We start from the raw sequence: 25,900 nt of genomic DNA on the forward strand, positions 1-25,900 counted from the left end.
TGCCAGTATAAGACAAATCTCCGTGCAGTGACCTAAAAAAGCCGTCTTTTCTTTCAGAAACAAGAGAGCGGCGGAACAAGCGCCGCCCAAACAACTGTGGGTGGATCGAGGCGCAATGCTGAAAATTTAAACAGACTAAGGAGTGATATCCTAAGAAAATTGTATCTTTGCACCGTTTTTAACTGAGAAAATAAACAAGATAACAACAATATGATAGCTAAAATCAATCAGCTTCTGCAAGAAGTAGAAGCACTGAAAGCCGCCAACGCCGAGGAACTGGAAGCGCTACGCATCAAATATCTCAGCAAAAAGGGGACCATCAACGAACTGATGGCAGACTTCCGCAATGTAGCCGCCGAACAGAAGAAAGAGGTGGGAATGCGATTGAACGAACTCAAAAACAAAGCGCAGGAAAAAATCAACGCATTGAAGGAACAGTTCGAAAGCCAGGACAACGGTTGCGACGACCTTGACCTGACCCGCTCCGCCTATCCGGTAGAATTGGGCACACGCCATCCGCTGACCATCGTAAAGAACGAAATCATAGACATATTCGCACGCATGGGATTCAACATCGCCGACGGTCCGGAAATCGAAGACGACTGGCATGTGTTCTCTTCCATGAACTTTGCCGAGGATCATCCGGCACGCGACATGCAGGATACCTTCTTTATTGAGAACAACAGCGAAAGCGTATCACACAACATTATTCTGCGTACACATACCTCGAGCGTACAAAGCCGCGTGATGGAAACGTCACAACCGCCGATCCGCGTCCTCTGTCCGGGGCGCGTTTACCGCAATGAAGCCATCAGCTACCGCGCACACGCCTTCTTCCATCAGGTAGAAGCATTGTATGTAGATAAGAATGTTTCTTTCACCGACTTAAAACAGGCCTTGCTGCTCTTTGCCCAAGAAATGTTCGGCAATGATACCAAAATCCGCCTGCGTCCCTCCTACTTCCCCTTTACAGAGCCCAGCGCCGAAATGGACATCAGCTGCAACATCTGCGGCGGCAAGGGATGCCCATTCTGTAAAGGTACAGGTTGGGTTGAAATCCTGGGCTGCGGGATGGTTGACCCGAACGTATTGGAGTTGAACGGCATTGACAGCAAAATATACAGCGGATATGCCCTCGGTATGGGTATAGAGCGTATCGCCAACCTGAAATATCGCGTCAACGACCTCCGCCTTTTCTCTGAAAACGATACACGCTTCCTGAAGGAATTCGAGGCGGCCTACTGATTCGGCGAAGTTTCCTCCGCTAAAAACGAAAGGATTAAAGAATGAGAAAATGAAGTGAGGTTGTTTTCCATTCTTTAATTCTTTCATCGTTAATTCCGCATTATTAAAATTCTGCCCAATGAAAGATCGGCTCATTACTCCCGGCTATTGCTTCATCCTTGCAGCCAACTTTCTGCTGTACTTTGGTTTCTGGCTATTGATTCCCGTCTTGCCGTTTTATCTGTCGGAGGTCTTCAATGCCGGAAATTCCACCATAGGTATCATACTTTCCTGCTACACGGTCGCGGCCCTGTGCATCCGCCCTTTCTCCGGTTACTTCCTGGACAGTTTCGCACGCAAGCCTTTATATTTACTGGCATACTTTGTCTTCATGACAATGTTTGCAGGATATATCATTGCGGGGTCACTCACGCTGTTTATTCTGTTCCGGATCATACACGGAGTTTCATTCGGGATGGTAACGGTGGCGGGCAACACGGTAGTAATCGACATCATGCCCTCGTCCAGACGTGGAGAAGGCTTGGGATATTACGGGCTTTCCAACAATATAGCCATGGCGGTAGGCCCCATGTCCGGACTGTTCCTGCATGACGCGGGCATGAGTTTCACAACTATCTTCTGTTGCTCGCTCTGCTCCTGCCTTGCCGGATTCATGTGTGCCATGTCAGTGAAAACTCCCTATAAGCCTCCGGTAAAGAAAGAGCCCGTATCACTTGACCGGTTCATCCTGCTGAAAGGAATCCCAGCAGGTATCAGCCTGCTGTTATTATCCATCCCCTACGGCATGACCACCAACTACGTGGCTATGTATGCCAAAGAAATAGGCATCAACGTCACAACCGGTTTCTTTTTCACCTTCATGGCGGCAGGCATGGCTATTTCCCGCATCTTTTCGGGAAAACTGGTAGATAAAGGAAAAGTGACGCAAGTCATTTCAGCAGGACTCTATATCGTGGTATTCAGTTTCTTCCTGCTCTCGGCCTGTGTCTATATCATCCAGTGGAACGCCGTGGCATGCAGTATCATCTTCTTCCTCATCGCCCTGTTGCTCGGAGTGGGATTCGGCATCATGTTCCCGGCATACAACACACTGTTCGTCAACCTCGCCCCAAACAGCCAACGGGGGACGGCCACTTCCACTTATCTGACATCCTGGGATGTAGGAATAGGTATAGGCATGCTGGCAGGAGGATATATTTCTGATGTCAGTACTTTTGACAGAGCCTACCTATTCGGCGCCTGCCTTACCATTATATCCACGCTCTACTTCAACAGAAAAGTATCTCCTCATTATCATAAAAACAAATTAAGATGAGAAAGAAAGAACGTTATGAAAAAGTAATCGCCTGGTTCAGGGAAAACCGTCCCGTAGCCGAAACCGAATTGCATTATGACAACCCGTTCGAGCTGCTGATAGCGGTTATTCTTTCTGCACAGTGCACGGACAAGCGGGTAAACATGATCACCCCTGCCATCTACCGGGATTTCCCCACTCCCGAAGCACTTGCCGCGACCACTCCCGAAGTCATTTATGAGTATATCCGCAGTGTATCCTATCCCAACAACAAAGCCAAGCATCTGGTGGGCATGGCCCAAATGCTGGTGAAAGACTTTAACTGCCAGGTACCGGATACCCTGGAGGAATTGGTCAAACTCCCCGGCGTGGGACGCAAGACCGCCAATGTGATTCAATCCGTCGTCTTCAACAAAGCCGCCATGGCCGTGGATACCCATGTATTCCGTGTCAGCCACCGCCTGGGACTGGTTCCGGACAAATGCACAACTCCGTTCAGCGTGGAAAAGGAGCTGGTGAAAAACATCCCGGAAGCCGACATACCCATTGCCCACCACTGGCTGATCCTGCATGGGCGTTATGTATGTCAGGCACGCACTCCACAATGTGACAACTGTGGTTTGCAATTAATGTGCAAATATTATTGCCGGAAATATAAAGTAAGTAAAGAGAGCGCTCCGGATGAAGAATAAATAATTATTTCATAGCTAAAAAAAGAAATAAACATTACCTTTGCACTCACAAAAAGAAATAAGTAACACTTTTAAATAAAATCAGAGTATTATGACAATTGATCAATTTAACTTTGCCGGAAAAAAGGCATTCGTTCGCGTGGACTTCAACGTGCCCTTGGACGAAAACTTCAACATCACAGACGATACCCGTATGCGTGCTGCTCTTCCTACATTGAAGAAGATTTTGGCCGACGGCGGTAGTGTAATTATCGGTTCTCACCTCGGCCGTCCGAAAGGTCCGGCTGACAAGTTCTCTTTGAAGCACATCCTGAAGCATCTTGAAGAGCTGCTGGGAGTTGAAGTACAGTTTGCCAACGACTGCATGGGTGAAGAAGCCGCCGTTAAAGCCGCTGCCCTGCAACCGGGTGAAGTGCTGTTGCTCGAAAACCTCCGTTTCTACGCTGAAGAGGAAGGCAAGCCCCGTGGGCTGGCCGAAGACGCTACAGACGAAGAAAAGAAAGCTGCCAAAGCCGCCGTTAAAGAAAGCCAGAAAGAATTCACCAAAAAATTGGCTTCATACGCTGACTGTTACGTAAACGACGCTTTCGGTACAGCTCACCGCGCACACGCTTCCACGGCATTAATCGCCAAATATTTCGACAAGGACAGCAAGATGTTCGGCTACTTGATGGAAAAGGAAGTGAAAGCCGTTGACAAAGTGCTGAATGACATTCACCGTCCTTTCACCGCCATCATGGGAGGTTCCAAGGTTTCTTCTAAAATAGAGATCATTGAAAACCTGCTGAACAAGGTCGATAACCTAATCATTGCCGGTGGTATGACTTATACTTTCACCAAAGCTATGGGCGGTAAAATCGGTATCTCTATCTGTGAAGACGACAAACTGGATCTGGCTCTCGACCTGGTAAAGAAGGCTAAAGAAAAAGGCGTGAACCTTGTATTGGCCGTTGACGCCAAGATTGCCGACGCTTTCTCCAACGACGCCAACACCAAGTTCTGTCCGGTTGACGAAATACCTGACGGATGGGAAGGCCTGGATATCGGTCCCAAGACTGAAGAACTCTTTGCTGAAGTTATCAAGAATTCCAAGACCATCCTTTGGAACGGTCCTACAGGTGTATTCGAATTCGAAAACTTCACTCACGGCTCACGTGCCGTAGGCGAAGCTATCGTAGAAGCAACCAAGAACGGCGCTTTCTCACTCGTAGGCGGCGGTGACTCCGTAGCCTGCGTCAACAAGTTCGGCTTGGCAAGCGGCGTATCCTACGTATCTACAGGTGGTGGCGCATTGCTTGAAGCAATCGAAGGAAAAGTTCTTCCGGGTATCGCTGCTATCAACGAATAAGAATAAGTAAAGCATAACAAAGGCTGCACTTAATTTTCGGAAAGCAATCCGAACAGTTGAGTGCAGCTCTTCTTTTTGTCTTATTATATCTAAATAACAATGAAAATCACAAGGAACATCACGCTACTATTAGCCTTGATGCTGACTACATTTACCCAAGCACAGACTTCCATCGGGGAAAAAGCAAAAAAAGACTTGATACAACAAACATCTTTCGGCGGGTACGTCATAGGAAAAGCAACGGCTACCGACCAACATTTGAATGCAAGCACCAAAAGCCATACCGACTTTGACATAAGGTTGGTACGTGCCTATGTGGACGGTAAAGTCCTGGACTTTAAATACAAACTGCAATTAGAGCTGAACGGCAAACCGGGAGACTACAGCAACGAAAAAGGCGTGCGCATCGTAGATGCCTGGGCAGAATGGCAGAAGTATAAATTCTTCTATGTACGCTTCGGACAATTCAAACGTGCCTTTACCTTCGAGAACCCCATGAATCCGTGGGACATAGGCTTTGGCGCCTATTCCCAGCTCATCACCAAACTGGCAGGCATGAACGACCGTGTCGGCGAGCATTCCAGCAACGGACGTGACCTGGGACTTCAATTCCAAGGAGACTTTCTGCCCATGGGCAACGACAGGCACAATTTCATCCATTATCAGGTAGGCGTTTACAACGGGCAAGGCATCAACCATAAGGACGAGAACCGTTCCAAGGATGTCATCGGAGGAATTTATGTCTATCCCGTCAAGCAACTTGCCGTCGGAGTGTTCGGCTGGACAGGCGACTATACAAAGAACGGAATCACCGTTGACCGTAACCGCATGGCATTCGGAGTGAAGTATGAATCTGTATGGACCGTACGTGCCGAATATGCCACCAGCGAAGGACATAAGATAACCGACTACAGCAGTGACGGAATCTTGAAAGCGGGTACTTCGAACAAGGCAGACGCCTGGTACATGACCGTAGGTGCCCCCCTCAGCCGGAAGTGTAAAGTCTATGCCAAGTGGGACGTGTATAGAGACAGCAAGAACTGGAACTCACAAAAATCGCTCTATTGCCTTGCCGCCAACTACTACTTCTATAAAAATCTGAAAATACAAGCAAACTACACATACACCAACGACAAGAGTACCGCCAATGACGGCCATTATAACACTTTTGACCTGCAACTTTATTGGCGTTTCTAAATAAAGTTTCCCTGTCTGTTTTTTCTAGCATTCAATAACCCTTTAAATCCAATACCATGTATAAAATGTTTAGGGGCTTTCATTTAGTGGAAGCCTACCAGGAACTTAAAAAAGCCAAACGTCTGGCGGAAGACCAGACCGTTTCCAGAATTATCAAACTGACCATTGCCACCACAGTCGCTTTAGTACTGTGGGGTCTCCCCACAGACGCTTTCGGTGTAGAAGGACTGACCTTCATAGAACAACGCTTAATTTCCATATTCGTCTTTGCCACCCTGATGTGGGTGTTTGAAGCCGTACCGGCATGGACCACCTCCGTATTGATTGTGGTATTATTGCTGTTAACCGTCTCCGACAGCAGCTTATGGTTCTTCAGACAAGGCTATTCCTCGGAAGAATTGGGGCAGGCAGTAAAATACAAGTCCATCATGCATTGCTTTGCCGACCCTATCATCATGCTGTTCATCGGAGGCTTCATTCTGGCCATTGCCGCCACGAAAAGCGGTCTGGACGTGCTGTTGGCACGAGTCATGCTGAAACCCTTTGGCACGCAGTCACGCTACGTATTGCTGGGCTTTATTTTAGTAACCGCCTTTTTCTCCATGTTCCTCAGCAACACGGCCACTGCCGCCATGATGCTTACTTTCCTCACCCCGGTATTGAAAGCCCTTCCCGCCGACGGAAAAGGTAAAATAGGCCTGGCACTTGCCATTCCGGTAGCAGCCAACGTAGGTGGCATGGGAACCCCTATCGGCACACCGCCCAATGCCATCGCGCTGAAATACCTCAACGACCCCGAAGGCTTGAACATGAACATCGGTTTCGGTGAGTGGATGAGTTTCATGATGCCCTATACCATTATCGTGCTATTCATTGCCTGGTTCATCCTCCTCCGCCTGTTCCCTTTCAAGCAGAAAACCATTGAACTGCAAATAGAAGGCGAAGCCAAAAAAGACTGGCGGTCTATTGTGGTATATATCACCTTTGCCATCACGGTATTATTGTGGATGTCCGACAAGTTTACCGGTGTCAACTCCAATGTAGTAGCCATGATTCCGGTAGCGGTGTTCTGTATCACCGGAGTCATAACCAAACGCGACTTGGAAGAAATCAGCTGGAGTGTACTTTGGATGGTTGCCGGCGGCTTCGCTTTAGGCGTGGCATTGAACGAGACCGGACTGGCCAAACACATGATTGAAGCCATTCCGTTCAATACATGGTCACCTGTCGTAATGATTGTAGGGTCGGGGCTTATCTGTTACGCCATGGCAAACTTTATCTCACACACGGCTACTGCCGCATTGTTGGTGCCCATCCTCGCCATTGCCGGAATCAGTATGCGCGACACGCTACAGCCCATGGGTGGCGTACTGACCTTATTGGTAGGCGTAGCCCTCGGCTCATCCCTGGCAATGGTGCTGCCCATCAGCACACCGCCCAACGCGCTGGCACATGCCACAGGCATGATCAAACAGAAAGATATGGAAAAAGTCGGTCTCATTATGGGAGCCATCGGACTGGTGCTGGGATATGCCATGCTGATCTTCCTAGGATCGAGCGGACTGCTGTAGCCCACTGCTTTACAACGACTAAAGAGAGGTTGAATTCCATGTTTTTCATTTATGGGATTCAACCTCTTCATCTTTTTACAACAGCAGGCAAACGGTTTCTGAGAAATCGCCAAATTTTCTGGCATTCTTTTTGTACTTTTGCAAAAGATACTTTTAAAAAGACAGAAATCCATGAACGAGCAAACCATACAAGAGCAATACCAACATATCATTAGCTTGCTGCAACAGAAACGATTGAAAGAGGCGCAATCCCTATTGGAAACATTCTTATGGGACAGCAGCAACTGGAGTTTACGCAACCGTCTGGAACAGGCGCAAATCTCCTACCGGTATATGCTGCAATATATGAAGCAAGGAGTCAATGACCCGGAACGCCCGAAGCTCTACCGGAAATTGCTTGCCGAAACGTGGGAAATTGCCGACCAGGTCCGTCTGGGTTCACTCGATGAAGTATCCAGCCATTACTACCACTCCTTACGTAAAAACAGGAAAAGGCTGCCCGAAGAATATGACATTGCCACCCTCCGGAAAGTCTTGGAGTCCTTTCCGGACGATATGGCCGTATGCCGGCTAATGCCAGACAATCAAAATCTGGATGCCGTATTAAAACGCCATGAAGAGACCAACCAGGTTCTTTTCCTTGCCACATGGAGCAATAGTGCCTGGACGGCAAAGGACGAGCAGCAAGCCAAAGAATTACTGGAATCCGAGTTATTGCCCGTCAACGACCTATGCCTGTTTACCAGCGCCGTGACACTGAGCCTAATGGAATGTTTTGACATGCGCAAGTTCGCATGGTTGCTGGATGCAACGACTCATGCCGAAACCCATGTAAACCAGCGCGCCCTGGTAGGAATAGCCATTGCGCTGCATATCTATCCTGCCCGCCTGTCCTATTATCCCGAACTGACGGCCCGCCTGTCTCTTTTCAATGAAGACAGCAGTTTCGGCAAACAGCTGAACCGGGTCTATATCCAACTGCTACGTAGCCAGGAAACAGAGAAGATAGACAAGAAGATGCGCGAGGAAATCATTCCGGAAATGATGAAGAATGTCAGCATCATGCGCAACATGAAATTCGGATTCGAGGACAATGCCGCCGATGAAAATGACTTGAATCCGGACTGGGAAAAGGCTTTCGAACAATCCGGTTTAGGAGACAAGATACGCGAGATGAATGAACTGCAACTGGAAGGCGCAGATGTTTATATGAGCACATTTGCCCAACTCAAGAGCTATCCGTTCTTCAGAGAACCGTATAACTGGTTCTACCCGTTTGACATGCAGCACTCCAGCCTTATTAAAGAATTCGGTTTCAAGCCGACGGGAGACAATGCCATCCTTTCTCTGATATTGCAATCGGGATTCTTTTGTGACAGTGACAAGTATTCTCTCTGTTTCACCATGGCACACATACCGCAGACACAGCGCGAAATGATGCTCAGCCAGATGACCTCCCAGGATTTGAATGACCTGGCGGATGAAAGCAAATCCTCCAGTCTGCGCCAGTATGCCCAACGACCGGATGTCAACAGCAATCAATATATACATGATTTATATCGTTTCTTCAAACTGAACCAACGCAGATTGGAGTTCCGTGATATTTTTAAAGAAGAGATAGCGCTGCACCGGATTCCGGCTTTAAAAGAAATCTTATGCAAGCCCGGACTGCTCGCCGCCGTGGCCGATTTCCATTTCCGTAAACAGCATTATACCGAGGCTTTGGAAGTTTATCAAAACTTGATCAACCAAAATCATACAGATGCAGATATCTTCCAGAAAGCCGGTTATTGCCTGCAAAAAGAAAAGCGTTACAAAGAAGCTGTCAGCGCATACTGCAAGGCCGACATATTGAAACCTGACCATGTGTGGACTATCCGCCATCTTGCCACCTGCTACCGTCAGATGAGGGATTTTACCTCTGCCCTGGAATATTACAGAAAAGCGGAAACGATCCAACCGGAAAACCACAATATCCTTTTCTATACAGGCAGTTGCCTGGCAGAACAAGAAAAGTATGAAGAAGCCCTGCAGTACTTCTTTAAACTGGATTTTATAGAAAACAACAATGTCAAAGCATGGCGTGCCATAGGCTGGTGTTCATTTGTCAGCGGGAAGCACGAACAAGCCATGAAATACTACAACAAGATACTTGACTCCCGGCCTCTTGCCACCGATTACCTCAATGCCGGACATGTTGCCTGGAGATTGGGGAATCTTGAAAAAGCAGCAGAGCTCTACGGTAAGGCAGCTTTGGAAAGCGGTAGCAGGGAAGCATTCCGGGAGATGTTCAGCAAGGACAAGGAAACGCTGATCAAACAGGGAATCAACGAGAAAGACATTCCGCTGATGATGGACTTGGCAGACTAATAAGTTCTTTGTAAAGCCGCTGTACAGGAAGCCCCATGACATTATAGTAGCTGCCCGATATGTTCTCCACCCCGATAAAGCCAATCCACTCCTGCACACCGTATGCTCCCGCTTTATCCATCGGTTGGTATTTATCTACGTAATACGCTATTTCCTCTTCATCCAACCGGGAGAAACGAACCTCTGTCTGAGCCGTAAAACTACGTTGCCATTCCGTCGTAGTCAAGCATACTCCGGTAAAGACTTCATGAGTGCGTCCGGCCATATCACATAACATCTGCAAAGCATCTTCCCTATCCCTAGGCTTCCCCAGGACCTTATTGTCCAGCCAGACAATCGTATCGGCCGTTATCATCAACTCTCCCGGCTTCATCATGGAAAGATGAGCGTCTGCTTTCTTCTTTGCAATATACAGAGGGATATCCGCCCCCTTCAATGTATCGGGATAAGATTCATCGACATCGGGTAAAGTCCTTACTTCATACTCCACTCCCAGCCCTGCCAGCAACTCCCTCCGGCGTGGAGAGTTGGAGGCAAGAATCACTCTATATTTCTTCAGATTGTCCAGTATCATGTTATTTCAGATTTAGCAATTGACGATTTGGCAATCAAGACTACCAGCCGAAGGCTTTTTCATCAGCCAACCAAAGCCCTTTCACCTTCAATACCTGCTCTACGATATCACGCCCACAGCCATAACCGCCCTCCGCATGGGAGATATAACGTGCAATCGCCTTTACTTCCGGAGCAGCATCTTTCGGACAACATGGCAGACCGCAGACACGCATCACCTCCATATCGGGAATGTCATCACCTACATAAAGAATCTCCTCATCCTTCAACCCATGCCGGTCACGAAAATCGCAGTAGTCATGTATCTTCACGGAAGAACCCATATAAATGTTACTGTCATCAAAACCCAAAGCAGCGAAACGCTTGCGGACAGCTTCCGTACGCCCACCGGTTATAATTCCCAGCAACACCCCCTGCTTGGCTGCCAAATGCAACGAATAACCATCCTTTATGTTAACCGTACGCATCGGTTCTCCCTCTGAACTCATAGGAATCACATTAGCACTCAGCACTCCGTCCACATCAAAAACAAGGGCCTTTATCTTCTTTAAATCATAGTTTATTGTACTCATTGTATTCTTTCTGTTGTTAAACTACTTGCCTGCTGCAAGTCTATGGATACTCTCACTGATTTTCCGGTACAACTCCTGCATTTCCGGCTCATCGGCCAACATACATATATGGCCGTCAATCACATTCTCGTCATATCTTAGGGCCGGCCCCGTCTGTGCCGCACGAGGTTCCAGCTCATGCACCTTACGTGCCGTTTCATCTATCAGCGGAAGCATTGCCTCAAAAGGAAGCTGATACTTCTTCAGTAATTCGGCGGCCAAAGCATACATGTGGTTCGTGAAGTTACATGTAAACACGGCAGCCAGATGGAGGCTTTTCCGCTGCTCAGAGGTAGCCTCATAAACCTGCTCCGAGAGAACGGCCGCAATATCCTTCAGAAACCGCGTATCTTCTTCCGAACGGCTTTCCACGAAAATGGGTATATCCCGAAAATCGACTTCACGCAGTTTGCTAAATGTCTGCATGGGATAAAACACGCCATATCTTTCTACATGTCCTGCCCAGATATCCATCGGGATACTGCCCGCTGTATGTACCCACAAGGCTTTTCTCTCCCCTCCGGCAACAATTTCGGGCAACAGCCGTACCAAGGCCGCATCTTTCAGCGATACTATATAAAGCTGTGCATCTTTCGTCACGTCAGACAATGCTGTAGTGCATTCCGCTTCTACCATCTGTGCCAGAGACTGCGCCGACTCTTCCGTACGGCTATAGATCTGCACAATACGGAATCCCTTCCGATAAAGGGCCTTTGCCAGATTAGTGGCAAGATTCCCCGCACCGATAAAGGCTACCGACGTATCTTCTATACTTCTTTTCATCTTATCTTGTTGAGACCAAATACAAGATAGCACCGACTACCAACAATGCTACCGGTAATAAATATGCTGACATCGTACCAAGCAATGCGGTAATCAGCCCAAAGTTCAGTACCAGCCACAAGCCTATCAAGACCAGCCCTACAGACTTATCGTGCTTGAACATCAGAAAAATCACTGCGGTATAAAGCAAGAAGTTATCCTTGTTCATCACCCATGGAAGGCCTATCGCAGAAAAATGCACCAATTTATCCACCAGATATAGAATGCCGAACACTATCAGGGTGATGGCAGTAGCCTTGTATGTGTCCCGGTTATTGTTTGCTTTTGCTGCACTCACTGCTATTCCCCTCCGTATTTATTGAGATGAATCTTCTCCCACTGCAAATTGTCTTCATTGAAAGGCTTGCGCTCCATCCCTTTGTGACCGATAGCAATAATACTGAGCACTTGCAACGGCAAAGGAATATCAAGTACCTCATGTACATATTCATTGGAAGGTACGCCTGTGGCCGTAAAACGTTCACGTATCTGCACCCAGCAACTGCCCAATCCCATATCCTCAGCCTGAAGCTGTAAATAAATGGAAGCAATGGCTGCATCTTCCACCCACACATCGCTTGCCAACGGATCGGCTGTCACCACTACTGCCAAAGCGGCATCTGCAATAAACTGCGAAGCCTGTTCCTTGCAATATGACAACTGTTTTAGCTTTTCCTTATCATCCACTACGATAAATTGCCAGGCATTACTGCGTTTTGACGTAGGTGCCATCAAAGCAGCTTTCATCAAGGTGACAACCTGCTCTTGCGTCAACTCTTCTTCTGTAAATTTCCGCATACTACGGCGAACCTTTATTAACTCGCTGAAACTTTCCATAACCTATTCGTGTTTAATACATGCAAAGATAGTGTAAACCGGAAGTAGAATAAAAAGAACTTATCCTTTTTTATACAGAGATACAGCCTATCTTCGCCTTTTGATGCAAAGATAACGCAAAAATCCGATTAAATAAACTCATGGAAAATGAGTTTTCCCCTACGAGTACAAGGAATTTATCTATTATTTTTTAAATTTGCAGTCAATGCCCCTTAAACTGACCACATATTACGGCGGAAACAAGGTACCGGAATTGCCGGGCACCAACACGTTCCATTCTACAGAGTTGTTCCACATTTATGAAGCTACTCCGGGTTATACTCCCATTCTTATCGTTGCTTCCGTAGATGACAAACCTGTAGCCAAACTGCTTGCCGCCATACGTACAAGTGCCCGTCTGTTTCCTCCCGGCATCATCAAACGATGCGAAATATATGGCACGGGAGAATACTTCGAAGAAAACATGGATAAAGAGTCCGTTTTCGGTGACATGCTTCAACGGTTGACCAGTGAAGCCTTAAGAAAATGCTTTCTTATTGAATTCCGCAATCTGGACAATGCCATGTTCGGCTACAAGGCTTTCCGGGAAAACCGGTATTTTGCGGTCAACTGGTTAAGGGTGCGTAATTCGCTGCACAGTCTGGATAAGGCGGAAGAGCGCTTTAGTCCTTCCCGTATCCGCCAAATAAAGAAAGGATTAAAAAATGGAGCACAAGTACGTGAAGCACATGGTACGGAAGAGATAAAGGCATTCGCCCAGATGCTTCATCATGTTTACTCCTCCAAAGTCCGCCGCCACTTCCCCAACAGGAATTTCTTCCAGCAGCTTGAAACGCAACTCATGAAAGAGCAACAAAGCAAAATCTTTATAGTGACTTATAAAGGCAAGATTATAGGAGGCAGTGCCTGCATCTATTCCGATGACAGTGCCTACTTATGGTTCTCTGGCGGTATGCGCAAGTCGTACGCTTTGCAATATCCGGGAATTCTTGCCGTATGGAAAGCATTGGACGATGCCAAGGAACAAGGTTACCGCCATCTGGAATTCATGGATGTCGGCCTCCCGTTCCGCAAACATGGGTACCGGGATTTTGTACTCCGCTTCGGCGGGAAACAAATCAGCACCCGACGCTGGTTCCACTTTCGCTGGGAATGGCTGAATCGGATGCTGATCAAGATGTATGAATGAATCAGTATAATTGTCAGAAGTTGATATAAACCTTATATCCGTGGGCAGGCACATTCACCTTAGCTCCCACAGTTTCATCCTTTCCGGTGAAATAATCTTTCCAATTTCCGGCAGCTGCGGGAAAAGCAACATCTATGGCCGCATGAGTGAAATTGCCCACTACGACCAATTTCTTTCCTGCCACACTTTCCAACAACAGCGAACGCCCATTGTTCCAATCGGCAGTACCTACTTTCCAAGTCAATGCGGCACTGGAACTGAACAGCTCAGGATAATCATTACGCAATTTCATCAGATCCACATAGACATCATGCAATTCTTTGCGATCGGCATTGTCCAAATATTCCCAATGCAAAGGTTTCTTTCCCGTACGGCCATTCTCTTCTATGGAAATGTCATATCCCATTTCCCCAAATTGCCAAACCATCTTAGGGCCGGGTACAGTGAGGAAGAAGGTAGTATTCAACTCCAATTGTTCCATACGTGCCTTGAGATCTGTTTTCAACACGCCATCGCCCCATTGGGTCTGCTTGTAGGCCATGCGCTCTTCATCGTGGCTTTCCATGAAGCCTACCCATGCCGGTGTTTCTTCATAGAGGCCTCCGAACGAACTGTCCTGACTATATCCCATAGCTGACTGACAATAGGCATTGTTCAAATTACGCCACAAGTGCATACCATCGGCAGCCAGCTCCTTTTCTTCTTTTGAATCACAAAAATGTTCCAAGATAACATAAGCGTCATTCTTTGTCTCCTTGATGGCTGCATTATAATCCTTCAGGATGGCAACACGTTTTCCATCATAATTGGATGCCGTGCCTTCTGTAGAACTTGTCTGCGTAAAGCCTTTTGTCAAGTCAAAGCGGAAGCCATCCACTTTATATTCCTTCAGCAAGAATTGCAGATTGCGCTTCACGAATTTACGCACCAACGGGCTTTCGTGGTTGAAATCGTGGAATACACTATAAGGATGGGGAGCCTCAACATTGAAGTAAGGATTATTTTTCGCAGTCTTGTCACCATTCCAATACAGCTTGGCAAAAGGATTGTTCCCGGTGGCGTGATTATAGACCACATCGAAAATGACAGCCATACCCGCTTCATGGCAAGCGTCAATAAACTGCTTATACATGGCTTTTGTACCATAAGCCTTGTCCATCGCAAAGAAGAAGCAAGGATTATACCCCCAACTGTCGTTTCCATCAAACTCTTGCACCGGCATCAGTTCGATGGCATTGACTCCCATAGCCTTCAGATAAGAGAGCTTACCCATCGCACCATTGATGTCGCTGGAAGCGGTGAAGTCACGTAAATGCAATTCGTATATCACCAATTGCTCCGGATTTGCTATCTTAAAATCATTGACTTTCCAATTATAACTGTCTTTCTGTATCTTGAAGGTAGAAACGATTCCTACTCCCCCCTCAGGATAAGCCATACTCTCGCTGTAGGTGGAAGCCGGAATATATTTATCATTATCAGGATCGAGAATCTTTTCCGCATAGGCATCAGCCAGACGAATCACTTCACCCTCCTTTGTACCCACATAATATTGGAAAGCATATTCTTTGCTTGCGTCCAGTCCCGTCAGCGTAATCCACCAACATCCGGAAGTATCATCACGATACATCTGCGATTTTTCATCATTACTCAATGTCCAGTTGTTGAAGTCGCCCACTACATGCGCAAAGTCCTTATGATTCCCATTCGTATCCTTGTCATAAAGCACCAGTGTCACCGTCGAATTATCCACTACATTGATACCCTCAACCATACCAGCCGGTACTGCCGCTGTTTTAATTTCACCAGGCACAAAGCCTTCGTATTTTGTGTCGGTCACCTCAATAAAGGAATCCGACTCTACCCCTTTCTTGCTACCATCCGCATTGCGAATCACTATTCCAAGTCGGTTCACCGGTGTCTTTCCGCTTCCAAACCACTCCCTGATATTCGGGGTCAACGTAATGCTCCATACGTTGGCTTCGGTTGAAGTCATCTTACATTTATCCGTGTTTTCCGCCCAGTCTGCCGGAACGAACAGCCAGGTCCCTTCACTGACCACACCGATATGCACATACACCTCTCCTTTATGCCCATAAAGGGCAGACTTTGCATCCGCTTTAAAAGTAATTACAAGGGGCTGGTCGGCATCCGGTGCTGCCGGCGTAAAGCTCAAACCGTCCGGAACAACCATTGCATTGGCAGCCTGAGTGACAGATATTTCTTTCTTCTTTGAACCGGATATGATATTCAATTGTGCCGTCCGCGCTTTTCCGGTTTCATTCTTGCCGACAGAAACCATAATCGTAGCTTTCCCGGACGTACCTTTTGCCGGATTGATGTTGCACCAACCGGTATCCTCACCACTCAGTTCGGCTGTCCATTGCTGTCCGGCCTCAAAGCTGACGCTTTGCGAAGAGGCAGCTTCACCAAAACTAAAGCCTTGTTCAAAGATTGATTCACTACCGGAAGCAGGGGTCAGATACTCCTGGAACTCCTCTTTATCGTCACTACATGCCGTGAATGCCAACACCAAACTGAAGCATATTAAATGCCATAGAACAGAATTCTTACGTTGATTGATAATTTTCATAATATAAAGTATTCAAAGTTATCGCTCTACAAATATAGCCGGAAAAAAAACAGCAAACAGACTAACGCAAGAGAAAACAAGGATAAGATTACGAAAACGTTTGCATATCAAGTCAAGCTTCGCCAAACAGCCTTATTCCTAATAACCTACACTATTCATACATAGCACGATGTTTTTCGTACAGGTTCTATCCGATTGTATATCGTGTTGCCCCTCTGGTTCGTTTTTTTACGCAAAGGAAATAAGGGAAAAACTTGTTTTTGTATTACAATGTATTACCTTTGCAGTATAATAAAATACAAAAATAATATGATATGGAAGCAGTAGTAAGAAAACAAACTTCGTTTCGTCTGCGCGAAGACTTGTTGCAGGTATTGCAGGAACATGCCAAGAAAGCAAACAGAAGCTTGAATAACTTCGTAGAGAGCACTTTGATGAATGCAATGTATTCAGAACCCAATGAAGAAACAGTTGCTTCTATTAAAGAAGCACGTGAAGCAAAGGATAAAGAAACATTTGATAGCGTAGAAAGTTTGATGGAGGAATTGATGAAGTGAAAAAACGATTGCACCCAACGAGCCAATTTAAAAGGGACTTTAAGCGTATTCAGAAGTTCCCCAAGAAATTGGCAGCTTTTGAAAATATAGCCAATCTGCTTATCAATGACCTGCCGATACCCAAAGAGTACAAACCTCATTTATTGAAGGGAGAGTACAGAGGCTGTATGGAATGCCATATTGAGGATGATTTACTTCTTATATGGATTGATGGGAATATAATTGATTTGCTTAGAATTGGAAGCCATTCCGAATTATTCTAAGTGACATTCCTTATGCTTCAGCACCGTCTCCTTTGATAAAATCCTTTATGTACAATAGCAGCCAACTATAGTAAGCCGCCCGGCTCACTATAGCAAGCCGTTAGTAAACATGATGTTTTAAGGCAACAATACGCTATGAGAATAACACCTAGCCCTCATAACTACCCTCATAGCTATACACCCAATGAATAAGAGAATACAGCACATCTATGAGAGCATGAGGGTAAAACTGCGTTCAACTCTTTGTTGATTGGGGCTGAAAATAAAAAAAGACTGCCCACATTGCTGCGGGCAGTCTGACTATTATATCAAAAACTATTCAAGAACAGTTTCCTACTCTACAACCTGGAATACATATTCGCCTGTGATATCATTGAAGTACACATTATAAGTACCGGCAGGCGCAAACATATTCTTGCCATTGTACACCGTCTTACCGGAATTCTGGTCTGCAACATTCACATCACCGTCGTTACCTGTACCTCCCCAACTGTCTGCCCAGTCATCGTTAGCACAGAATTTCAGTTGTCCTTCTGCCAATGTCACAGCACTTCCATACCAGTTGTGAGGAGTAACTTCTTTCAAATCAATGTTAGTCTTTTGGTCCCAACCATTGAATGCTCCTATCAATGAAATGGTAGTATAAATTTTCGGTTCTTGGTTATCCAGTTTCGTCCATTTATAAGTCATGGTAGAGAAATCTGCCGTAAAGGTATAGAAAGCTCCCTTTTCCGGGCATACGGCAGCACCGGCACCGATACCCACCAATGTACCCGAAGCGGCATTGTCACCATCGACAGCGGCACCGTAGCAAGCGTCCCAATTGCCAAAATCACTACCCAGCCAAAGTTTCAGATTCGCATCGTCCTTGAATTGGGTGGTATAAGAATGAACCATCTTGCTTTGCGGATAGAGCATACAAGTCTTACCTTTTGAAGCATCAGCGTTCCAGTTCTGCATGGCACCTACAATATAATATTCCGGAATAACCTCTTTAATGGCATAAGTATAGTCCATCATATTCAGCGTAATACTGTACATACCAGCTTTCGCTATTTTAGCGGCTTTTACATCGCCCGTATTAATCAAGCTACCACTCATGCTGTCATCACCGTCAATAGCTACACCAAGTACTCCTACAGCCCAGAAGTCATCATTATCAATATTGTCTTGTGGAATAATCTTCCAATGTTGATTATCGGCGGTAGTAGTAATCATCAAAGTAAATATAGGATCTTCATAAACATCCTTATCGCTATGGTTGAATGCCTTCATGGTAGCAGCATTCCAGCCGTTATTTACATCATCAACCTTGAACATATCACCCACCATATAATATTTAGAAGCAATATGCGGAGCTTCCGGAGTAGCCTTTATGGCAATGGGTTCACAAGTCAGCAAAGAAGCCTGACCCTCTTTCATCAAATTGGCATACAAATTAGCGTTCAAGGTACGCTCAACGGGGCGTTTTCCATAATTATCCTCAATAATTTTCTGCAAATCGACAGAAGCGACCTTACCATTGGAAGAAGCCTTCACGGTAGTTGCCTTGGCTCCCTCTACCCCATCGGGAGTTATTTCCAAGCGAAAATTATCAACAGTGGTACCTTCCGGCAAATTGGACGGAGCGGTATAAGTGAATACAGCAACAGAGTCACCCGAAGCCAAATCGACAGAAGCGGTTGATGCAGCTGAAAACCCCGGTAATGTAATGGCTTCTTCTTGCGGCCACGTTTGTGGAGCAGCCACATCTTCATTGAAATCCTCGTCACAAGATACAGTTGTAAAAGCAACTGCTGTAAGTAACGTATAGAATAATATTTTCTTCATAATTGTTTTTCTTTTATCAGATTATAACCTCTTTCAGAGGCTCTTGCAGAAGGATAATCCATTCTGCAAGAGTACTCTTCATGATTCTTTTATTCAATCTTTCCTGTCCCCTTAGTGAAATTGATGTACATCTTCTGACCGGCTTTAGAAGTAACCCGATCTAAGTCACTACCTGCAGCACGATATTTCAACTTACCGTCGAATACCATGAATTCTGATTTCCACCAATCAAACCCGTCAACTTTGACAAAAGCACGAGGACCTTCGGGAGCATCGGCCGCAAATGCCGGTGAAACAAAATCTGCGTCAGCAGTTTCCGGCACTGTAAACTTCCATCCGTCCGCACATTCAGTCCAGTCACCACCTTCTTTTATCACACCACCAATCAGCCATACTGCCGGTTCGTTGAATTCAATAGTGTAATCAATATTACGGCCATTAACGGCAGAACGGATTACTATCAAATACCAACCTGCTCTATCAACGCCAATATTACCACCACTATCAGACAGACCAGCCTTATAGTTATCAACTGCCGTACAACCGGCATAACCTATTTCATTACCATCCCAAGCAGTAGCTGTGTTAAACTTAACGCCACCCTTAGGCAAATAAACCAGACTCCAGAAAGTACCGGTTGTTCCGTCATGGCAAGGAATCATTTCAAGAGCTTTGCCCCAGTCCCAAGCACAGTACTCGCCAATCAAATAAAGTTTGGTCGGCAATACAACCGGCGGCAATGCAAAGTCTGTTTTTACAGAAGGCAAATTAATTACATTAGAAGTTATAGAAGAAATGGTTTCTGTTGCCGAAGCCAATTCTGCAATTACGCGTACATATACAGAAGTCGTTATCGGAAAATCAGCTTCCACCTTGCCTTGAGCAACAGCCAAATTGGTTACAGCAAGAGCCATTTCAGAAGCGTCAACATCCATCTTGGCTGTCGTATATTTAGTATCCAACTTTACAGGCTCTGCAAAGTCCTGGTTCAAAGACACCTCTACAGAATATATAGTAGGAGCTGTATATCCAAAGTCCGGTTGAGAGCAAGTCAATTCGATAGACTTGGAATTTGTCAAATCATAAGTGGTGTTGACATAAGCAGGAGTATTCAGCACAAAAGCAGTAGGTTCCTGTAAAATGGGATTTGAATCCCTGTCAGAATCGCACGCCGAGAATGAAAGCAATCCGGCGGACAAAATAGTCAATATTGATATTTTTTTCATATTATTCCGTTATTTACAAATGATACACTTCTATTAATAGCCAGGATTCTGTTTCAAATTCGGATTAGCGTTCAAGTCTGTATCAGGGATGGCAAAGATGTTTAAATTTGCATTGAAGTTGGTACCTTCCTTCACTCCACCTTTCCACTGCCACTTATAGTCAGAACTACCACCGAACTTGCCGAAACGGATCAAATCCCCACGACGGCGTCCCTCGAAATAAAATTCACGAGACCATTCATCCAGAATTTCATTCAAAGAGTAAGAGGCTTTAGTTGTGGTATTAGCGCGGCTGCGAATCTCATTGATAGCAGCTGCACCTTCGGTTGTCGTTGTACCTCCATTCAAACGTGCAGTAGCTTCAGCATAAGTTAACCATGCTTCGGCAGCACGCATCAAGAAAAAGTCCGTATCACAGAACTGAGAATTCTTGGCAGCAGAACCATCGGAATAAAAGTTTGTAAACTTAGTACAAGCAAATCCGCTCTCAAAAGTAGCCACATCATCTACCTCCAGTGTATGACCTTTCCCCCAAAAGAGAGCACGGTCATCCTTGGCAGCTTTCAGCACACCCCAAGTATCCGTATCTTCGGGAATACCACCATTAGGGAAAAACTTCTTCACCAAGTCAGGACGGCAACGATTACCTCCCCAAGCTTCTGTTGTTCCATTGGTAGCTTCACCAACATAAGTCATTTTATCATTAAAGGTAGAAGCCATCAAGAAAAGCGATGTACCCCAACTGGTTGTTGTATTACCATCCTGCAGCAACGGAAGGATTGCTTCAACTTGTGCTCCATTTTCACCGTTATTTCCCATGAAAAGCATCTGATAGGCACTCCACTGACCTTCACCTGTCTTATGCAACGTATAACCCGATTTCATTACTTTGTCAGCGTATTCAGCCGCCTTTTCCCACTGTGCCGTACCAGTATAAACTTCGGCATTCAAATAAAGGCGAGAAAGCAACATCCAACCGGCAGCCTGGTCAGCCCGGCCATAAGTATTGCTTTTCGGGGCTTTCATAGAAGCAATGCAGCCATTTTCTCCAATCAATTCACTTTCAATAAAATCATATACCTCTTTGCGAGTAGCCTGAGGAGCAGCATTAGGAGAAACCTCAGTCAAGAAAGGAATATTTCCAAAACAGTCCATCAGATGAAAATAATAAAGCGCACGGAGAAAACGAACTTCAGCAGTCATAGTTGCATCATATTCAGCAGCTTCAGCCAAATAGAAGTTGCACATTGTCACTCCAAAATAAAGGCGATAATAAAAACCTTTCAACATAGGATGACTGGCTCCCCACTGATTGAAGTTAAATGCGGGAATACCTTCATCCCCCCAGTTACATATGGCCTCATCAGTAGTCAATTCATTAGCATTAAACATTTGGCGGACAAAACCGGTCGTACCACCATCCAAACCATCAACATCACAATCACCATTGGCACCACCATTACCAGCCAACGCCATGTTAGCATAGCATTTTGTGAACAGTGCATCATAATCAGGAGTCATATTCGTACTGGGGTCAATAGGCGTAACGTCCAAGTCGTTCACGCAAGAGCCCAACCCTAACGACAATAGAAGAATTGCCGCAGGAACTATATGTTTTATATTCTTCAAGTTCATATCTTAGTATTTTTTATGATTAGAAATTAAGAGTCAATCCCAGTTGAGCTGTAAACGGACGTGGATATAAGTTGTTATCTATACCACCGAATACTTCCGGATCAATACCTTTATAGTTAGTAATGGTAAACACATTGGTCACAGCACCATAGATACGTCCACCAAGCTTAGAGCCAAACAAACCATCAAAACTATAGCCCAATGTAATGTTGTCACATTTCAGGAAAGTTGCGTTCTGCACAAAATAATCAGACAAAACATTATCGTTAGTCTGCCATCCTTTTTCAATGGACATAGTAGGAACATTACTTAAGAAACCTAAACGATAGAGATACCCTTTGTTTACGTTACTTGAGCCAGCCTCCAAGTCATTGTACACGTAATTGTTGAAGTTGGCACGCAAAGAAAAACCGAAATCCCAATTCTTCCATATAAGTTTGGAAGACAAGCCTGCCGTCCAAGGAGCTGCCGGGCTTTTATAGAAATATTTATCATCCTGATTAATGATGCCGTCACCATTACGGTCAACGTACGCACCTTCAATCGGCTTACCGGCTTTATCATATACCTGTTGGAATACATAGAATGAACTAGCCGGATGACCTACCGAGTGAGCCTGACAATTACCTCCTGTACCGGCAGAGATGCCTCCTGTTGGAACAAAATAGCCTTCTTCACCTATCAACTCTGTAATTTCATTATCATTATAAGTTGCATTTGCCGTAATCTCCCAAGAGAGATCTTTCGTCTGGATAGGACGATAAGTCAAAGCGATTTCAACACCCGTATTCTTCAAAGAACCGATATTAGAAGTAACTTGATTACGGAAATTAGAACCGGCCGATACATATACGGTATTCAGCAAATCTGTAGTCTTACGATAATAATAATCCACACTACCACTTAAACGGCCATTCCAAAAGCCGAAATCAATACCCGCATTATAAGTCGTTGTTGTCTCCCAAGTAAGGTTCTCATTATAAGCATCCGGACGATATAGAATACCATCACCAAGGATTGGATAAGAGCTACCGTTACCAGTACTTACATTATAAGAAGCAAAATAATTATAATCTCCAATACCTTCCTGCTGACCAGTCTGACCATATCCTAATCGGAGTTTTAAATCAGAAAGAACATCTACGTCCTTCAAGAAAGCTTCTTCTTTCAGTCTCCAGCCAAATGCGAAAGACGGGAAAAGTGCCCAATGATCCTTAAAACGGGAAGAACCGTCATAACGTACAGTTGCCGTCAACATATAGCGGTCAAGCAAAGTATAGTTGGCACGTCCAAAGAATGAAACCAAATAATTTTCACTTTTCCATACCTTAGCATCACGCTGATATTTTTCACCCGGTTTTTCTGTATTGGAGCTTTGATAAAGTCCCCAGCCGTCCTTTTCGCCTCTATGATAAAAATGCTGCCACTCATAACCACCCATGATATCAAAATGGTGAGCATCATTAAAATCTTTATTATATTGGGCATAAGCATTAAGCATCTTGTTGTACTTAAATATTTTTTCCCAACCATCCCAACCATAATAGTTGTTTGAAACTGAATATGGAGAAATAAGCGTAGTCTGCTTACCTGTTGAGAAATCACCGCCAACATTCATATGCAAACGTAAATCCTCCAATCCATGTACTTTATAATCCAGTTCAACATTTCCAATAAACGATTTGGAATTGGCCGTATCATCCTTCAAATCCAATAAAGAAACCGGATTCTTTGTAGCATTACGGTTAGAAGTATAAGGCCAAGTGGGGTCATTCAAGGCAGAGCCATCTGATACCCACTGACTATATCCACCAAAATAATTGTTCAAAATATCTGTAGCACCATGTACAGAGAAAGTAGGAATCATGTAAACAGCTGCACCAATGGCACCACCGTCCGCATAACGGTTATTGGCAATCATCCCCTTTGCATTCAAGTTAACGGTCAAATGGTCGTCAAAGAACTTTGGTGACACATTAATAGAAGCTGTATAACGTTCAAAATTAGATGTTTTCAAAATACCGTCTTGGTTTGTATAACCTAATGACACGCGATAAGGCATATTTTTCAAACCACCCGATATCGTAATATTATGATCATGGCTGATAGCAGTACGATAAATCTCATCTTGCCAATCAGTATTGTTATAACGATAAGTTCCATCTTCAAGCTGCTTGGCATTTGTCAAGCCTATCACATTGTTGTTTTTATCGGTAACCACACCCGCCATCAAATTCCAGGCATCACTACCAATACCGTACATTTCTTCAACAAATTCGCCAAACTCTTGTCCGCTCAACACATCAATCGTTTTTTTCTTGGTGCTGACAGATACATTACCATTATAAGTAATAGTAGGTTTAGCTCCACTACGTCCCTTCTTAGTAGTAATAATGATAACACCATTAGAACCACGAGAACCATAAATGGCTGTAGCTGAGGCATCCTTCAATACCGTAAACGTTTCAATGTCGGCAGGATTAACCATTGACAAAGGATTGGCAAGACCTTTTACACCTTGATTATCCATTGCCAAACCATCAATTACCACCAAAGGATCATTGCTTGCATTCAGAGATGAACCACCACGAACACGAATAGTTGCACCGCCACCAGGTGTACCGCCACCACTTGTAACGCTTACACCGGCAATCTTACCTTGCATCATGTCTTGTGCATTCGTCACCAAACCTTTGTTCATTTCATCCGGCTTGATTGCCGTAACAGAACCAGTCAAGTCGTTTTTTTTAGCCACACCATAACCAATAACGACCACTTCATCCAACATTTCTGTATCTTCCTGTAAAGTAATGGCAACATTAGGGGCAGCAGCAACCTCCTGCGTCTTATAGCCAATGAAAGACACTACCAACGTAGAGCCTTTAGGTACATTCAATGTAAAGTTACCGTCAAGATCGGTGATTGTTCCGTTTGTAGCATTTCCTTTTTCTACTACACTCGCACCTATCACAGCACCTAAGGCATCTTTTACATGCCCTTTCACAGTGATGCTCTGTGCATAAGCGCCTACTGACAAGAATAGCCCTAAGATTAGGGTAAGAATCGTTCGACAGATTCTAAGATTAACTTGCTTCATGCATTTAATAAATTAAAGTTAACAATATTAATTACCTATATATATTCAAGAAATAATTCTTGATTTTCACGGTATCAGCCAAGGATGTCTTTCAAGCACCTATAGCATGATGAAACAAAAATAAAACTTATTAATTTAGCAAAATACAGGAAACATACGAAATGTGCAACTCAAACAATGCAAACGATTGCATGCAATACAAGGAAAACGATGTTACACTTTAGGGAAATCCACTATTCTCCGGACAGTCTTAAACGTAAGAAAGAAGTTCATCCCACGTATGCAAACCACAGAGCACACATTTGCGGGCAATCCGGCATACATACGTGGGACGAAATAAAGAATAAAGAATAAGAAAAACAGATAACTTATATGAAATAAAGAAAACTACAGACAAAGACAAAAAGAAATGCCTTGAAACATCACTTAAAGGCATCCATTATTACAGTAGGATAACCGTCTTCGGTGAACGCTCCCAACCGGTATTGACTTGGCCTGCACTCCGGTTCCCAATAGAACACACCCTTACAGCGGTCATTTGTATTCTCACGGCATTCCTTCAAGATGCGGGTCAACAGCTTTTTCCCTTCCTGCAAAACAGATGCAGCAGCCAACCGGCCTTTATCATCCGCACATTCCATTCCTGTTTCCACTACCATTACATCACAATCATATTTGGTACTCACTTTCTTGATATTAGCGATACAATCCTCGATTGTTTTCTCTGCCGTATATTCCTTATGTTCAAGCATTGTCCAGTAAGGATAAAGCGACATACCTATCATATCCCACTTTCCATCATTCTTCTTCAATTCATCAAAGAACCACGTATATAAAGAGTTATCGTAGCCATTATCCAGATGAACGATGACAACAGCATTCGGAAAGACCGACTTTACCGCCTCATATCCTGTATTCCTAAAATCCGCAACTATCATCCAATACACGAT

General features: G+C 44.9%; 21 protein-coding genes. 10 read left to right on the top strand and 11 right to left on the bottom strand.

Translation table 11 applies throughout. The annotated features are described in order from the left end of the window. The first annotated feature begins 210 nt into the window (after positions 1 to 210). The 7 genes from pheS (at position 211) to HMPREF9446_RS04030 (ending at position 9,717) form a co-directional block, all read left to right on the top strand. Positions 211 to 1,245, top strand: a complete 1,035-nt coding sequence (gene pheS, locus HMPREF9446_RS04000; RefSeq protein WP_009124135.1) for a phenylalanine--tRNA ligase subunit alpha — start codon at positions 211 to 213, stop codon at positions 1,243 to 1,245. Between the two features lie 118 nt (positions 1,246 to 1,363). Continuing rightward, complete coding sequence (locus HMPREF9446_RS04005) at positions 1,364 to 2,560, top strand: MFS transporter (protein ID WP_009124136.1); 1,197 nt, start codon at positions 1,364 to 1,366, stop codon at positions 2,558 to 2,560. Continuing rightward, positions 2,557 to 3,231, top strand: a complete 675-nt coding sequence (gene nth, locus HMPREF9446_RS04010; protein ID WP_009124137.1) for an endonuclease III — start codon at positions 2,557 to 2,559, stop codon at positions 3,229 to 3,231. The genes HMPREF9446_RS04005 and nth overlap by 4 nt, the downstream gene beginning before the upstream one ends. 88 nt (positions 3,232 to 3,319) lie before the next feature. Next, positions 3,320 to 4,579: a phosphoglycerate kinase gene (locus tag HMPREF9446_RS04015; protein ID WP_087943536.1), complete on the top strand. Its 1,260-nt coding sequence runs from the start codon at positions 3,320 to 3,322 to the stop codon at positions 4,577 to 4,579. Between the two features lie 99 nt (positions 4,580 to 4,678). Then, positions 4,679 to 5,776 carry a porin gene (locus HMPREF9446_RS04020; protein WP_009124139.1) on the top strand — a complete coding sequence of 366 codons (1,098 nt, stop codon included), beginning with the start codon at positions 4,679 to 4,681 and terminating at the stop codon, positions 5,774 to 5,776. A gap of 56 nt (positions 5,777 to 5,832) precedes the next feature. Beyond that, positions 5,833 to 7,347 (top strand): SLC13 family permease, encoded by a 1,515-nt coding sequence (locus HMPREF9446_RS04025; protein ID WP_009124140.1) that lies wholly within the window; start codon positions 5,833 to 5,835, stop codon positions 7,345 to 7,347. A gap of 171 nt (positions 7,348 to 7,518) precedes the next feature. After that, the gene (locus HMPREF9446_RS04030) at positions 7,519 to 9,717 is read left to right on the top strand and encodes a tetratricopeptide repeat protein (protein WP_009124141.1); all 2,199 of its coding nucleotides are present in this window, start codon (positions 7,519 to 7,521) and stop codon (positions 9,715 to 9,717) included. On the opposite strand, the gene HMPREF9446_RS04035 is transcribed toward HMPREF9446_RS04030, so the two are convergent. The 5 genes from HMPREF9446_RS04035 to HMPREF9446_RS04055 are packed head-to-tail and all read right to left on the bottom strand — an operon-like array spanning position 9,674 to position 12,560. After that, complete coding sequence (locus HMPREF9446_RS04035) at positions 9,674 to 10,288, bottom strand: Maf-like protein (protein ID WP_039968503.1); 615 nt, start codon at positions 10,286 to 10,288, stop codon at positions 9,674 to 9,676. The two genes, HMPREF9446_RS04030 and HMPREF9446_RS04035, sit on opposite strands and share 44 nt — an antisense overlap. Before the next feature lie 43 nt (positions 10,289 to 10,331). Continuing rightward, a complete protein-coding gene (locus tag HMPREF9446_RS04040; RefSeq protein ID WP_009124143.1) occupies positions 10,332 to 10,862 on the bottom strand; it encodes a KdsC family phosphatase in 531 nt (176 codons plus the stop codon). A gap of 21 nt (positions 10,863 to 10,883) precedes the next feature. Then, positions 10,884 to 11,684: a Rossmann-like and DUF2520 domain-containing protein gene (locus HMPREF9446_RS04045; protein ID WP_009124144.1), complete on the bottom strand. Its 801-nt coding sequence runs from the start codon at positions 11,682 to 11,684 to the stop codon at positions 10,884 to 10,886. A gap of 1 nt (position 11,685) precedes the next feature. Continuing rightward, complete coding sequence (locus tag HMPREF9446_RS04050) at positions 11,686 to 12,021, bottom strand: hypothetical protein (protein ID WP_009124145.1); 336 nt, start codon at positions 12,019 to 12,021, stop codon at positions 11,686 to 11,688. A 2-nt stretch (positions 12,022 to 12,023) separates the two neighbouring features. Beyond that, on the bottom strand, positions 12,024 to 12,560 hold the full coding sequence (locus HMPREF9446_RS04055) for a nitroreductase family protein (protein ID WP_009124146.1): 537 nt from the start codon (positions 12,558 to 12,560) through the stop codon (positions 12,024 to 12,026). Positions 12,561 to 12,765: 205 nt separating this feature from the next. Between HMPREF9446_RS04055 and HMPREF9446_RS04060 the strand changes: the two genes are divergently transcribed. After that, a complete protein-coding gene (locus HMPREF9446_RS04060; RefSeq protein WP_009124147.1) occupies positions 12,766 to 13,749 on the top strand; it encodes a GNAT family N-acetyltransferase in 984 nt (327 codons plus the stop codon). A gap of 13 nt (positions 13,750 to 13,762) precedes the next feature. On the opposite strand, the gene HMPREF9446_RS04065 is transcribed toward HMPREF9446_RS04060, so the two are convergent. Continuing rightward, complete coding sequence (locus HMPREF9446_RS04065; protein ID WP_009124148.1) at positions 13,763 to 16,342, bottom strand: alpha-amylase family glycosyl hydrolase; 2,580 nt, start codon at positions 16,340 to 16,342, stop codon at positions 13,763 to 13,765. Positions 16,343 to 16,656: 314 nt separating this feature from the next. Between HMPREF9446_RS04065 and HMPREF9446_RS04070 the strand changes: the two genes are divergently transcribed. Together HMPREF9446_RS04070 and HMPREF9446_RS04075 are read left to right on the top strand one after the other, a co-directional pair. After that, on the top strand, positions 16,657 to 16,899 hold the full coding sequence (locus HMPREF9446_RS04070) for a hypothetical protein (protein WP_009124150.1): 243 nt from the start codon (positions 16,657 to 16,659) through the stop codon (positions 16,897 to 16,899). Continuing rightward, positions 16,896 to 17,162, top strand: a complete 267-nt coding sequence (locus HMPREF9446_RS04075; RefSeq protein WP_009124151.1) for a type II toxin-antitoxin system YafQ family toxin — start codon at positions 16,896 to 16,898, stop codon at positions 17,160 to 17,162. Before HMPREF9446_RS04070 ends, HMPREF9446_RS04075 begins: the two co-directional genes overlap by 4 nt. A gap of 333 nt (positions 17,163 to 17,495) precedes the next feature. Here the strand turns inward: HMPREF9446_RS04075 and HMPREF9446_RS04080 are convergent, their stop codons facing one another. The 5 genes from HMPREF9446_RS04080 to HMPREF9446_RS04100 all read right to left on the bottom strand — a co-directional run. Then, entirely contained in the window at positions 17,496 to 18,992 is a 1,497-nt protein-coding gene (locus HMPREF9446_RS04080) for a DUF5115 domain-containing protein (protein ID WP_009124152.1), read from the bottom strand. An 89-nt stretch (positions 18,993 to 19,081) separates the two neighbouring features. Then, positions 19,082 to 20,218: a SusF/SusE family outer membrane protein gene (locus HMPREF9446_RS04085; RefSeq protein ID WP_009124153.1), complete on the bottom strand. Its 1,137-nt coding sequence runs from the start codon at positions 20,216 to 20,218 to the stop codon at positions 19,082 to 19,084. Between the two features lie 33 nt (positions 20,219 to 20,251). Further along, positions 20,252 to 21,853 carry a RagB/SusD family nutrient uptake outer membrane protein gene (locus tag HMPREF9446_RS04090; protein WP_009124154.1) on the bottom strand — a complete coding sequence of 534 codons (1,602 nt, stop codon included), beginning with the start codon at positions 21,851 to 21,853 and terminating at the stop codon, positions 20,252 to 20,254. A gap of 19 nt (positions 21,854 to 21,872) precedes the next feature. Then, positions 21,873 to 24,950 (bottom strand): SusC/RagA family TonB-linked outer membrane protein, encoded by a 3,078-nt coding sequence (locus HMPREF9446_RS04095; protein WP_009124155.1) that lies wholly within the window; start codon positions 24,948 to 24,950, stop codon positions 21,873 to 21,875. Between the two features lie 422 nt (positions 24,951 to 25,372). Continuing rightward, positions 25,373 to 25,900, bottom strand: a 528-nt coding sequence (locus tag HMPREF9446_RS04100) for a glycosyl hydrolase 53 family protein (RefSeq protein WP_009124157.1), incomplete at its 5' end; no start/stop codon positions are given.

It is taken from the genome of Bacteroides fluxus YIT 12057 (genome assembly GCF_000195635.1).
Classification (GTDB): Bacteria; Bacteroidota; Bacteroidia; order Bacteroidales; family Bacteroidaceae; genus Bacteroides; species Bacteroides fluxus.

Excerpts from the sequence above, each read along its gene's own strand:
- HMPREF9446_RS04055 (WP_009124146.1), bottom strand. The coding sequence starts at position 12,560 with ATGGAAAGTTTCAGCGAGTTAATAAAGGTTCGCCGTAGTATGCGGAAA.
- HMPREF9446_RS04020 (WP_009124139.1), top strand. The coding sequence starts at position 4,679 with ATGAAAATCACAAGGAACATCACGCTACTATTAGCCTTGATGCTGACT.
- HMPREF9446_RS04005 (WP_009124136.1), top strand. The coding sequence starts at position 1,364 with ATGAAAGATCGGCTCATTACTCCCGGCTATTGCTTCATCCTTGCAGCC.
- HMPREF9446_RS04030 (WP_009124141.1), top strand. The coding sequence starts at position 7,519 with ATGAACGAGCAAACCATACAAGAGCAATACCAACATATCATTAGCTTG.
- HMPREF9446_RS04040 (WP_009124143.1), bottom strand. The coding sequence starts at position 10,862 with ATGAGTACAATAAACTATGATTTAAAGAAGATAAAGGCCCTTGTTTTT.
- HMPREF9446_RS04090 (WP_009124154.1), bottom strand. The coding sequence starts at position 21,853 with ATGAACTTGAAGAATATAAAACATATAGTTCCTGCGGCAATTCTTCTA.
- HMPREF9446_RS04080 (WP_009124152.1), bottom strand. The coding sequence starts at position 18,992 with ATGAAGAAAATATTATTCTATACGTTACTTACAGCAGTTGCTTTTACA.
- nth (WP_009124137.1), top strand. The coding sequence starts at position 2,557 with ATGAGAAAGAAAGAACGTTATGAAAAAGTAATCGCCTGGTTCAGGGAA.
- pheS (WP_009124135.1), top strand. The coding sequence starts at position 211 with ATGATAGCTAAAATCAATCAGCTTCTGCAAGAAGTAGAAGCACTGAAA.
- HMPREF9446_RS04065 (WP_009124148.1), bottom strand. The coding sequence starts at position 16,342 with ATGAAAATTATCAATCAACGTAAGAATTCTGTTCTATGGCATTTAATA.
- HMPREF9446_RS04045 (WP_009124144.1), bottom strand. The coding sequence starts at position 11,684 with ATGAAAAGAAGTATAGAAGATACGTCGGTAGCCTTTATCGGTGCGGGG.
- HMPREF9446_RS04025 (WP_009124140.1), top strand. The coding sequence starts at position 5,833 with ATGTATAAAATGTTTAGGGGCTTTCATTTAGTGGAAGCCTACCAGGAA.
- HMPREF9446_RS04070 (WP_009124150.1), top strand. The coding sequence starts at position 16,657 with ATGGAAGCAGTAGTAAGAAAACAAACTTCGTTTCGTCTGCGCGAAGAC.
- HMPREF9446_RS04095 (WP_009124155.1), bottom strand. The coding sequence starts at position 24,950 with ATGAAGCAAGTTAATCTTAGAATCTGTCGAACGATTCTTACCCTAATC.
- HMPREF9446_RS04085 (WP_009124153.1), bottom strand. The coding sequence starts at position 20,218 with ATGAAAAAAATATCAATATTGACTATTTTGTCCGCCGGATTGCTTTCA.
- HMPREF9446_RS04060 (WP_009124147.1), top strand. The coding sequence starts at position 12,766 with ATGCCCCTTAAACTGACCACATATTACGGCGGAAACAAGGTACCGGAA.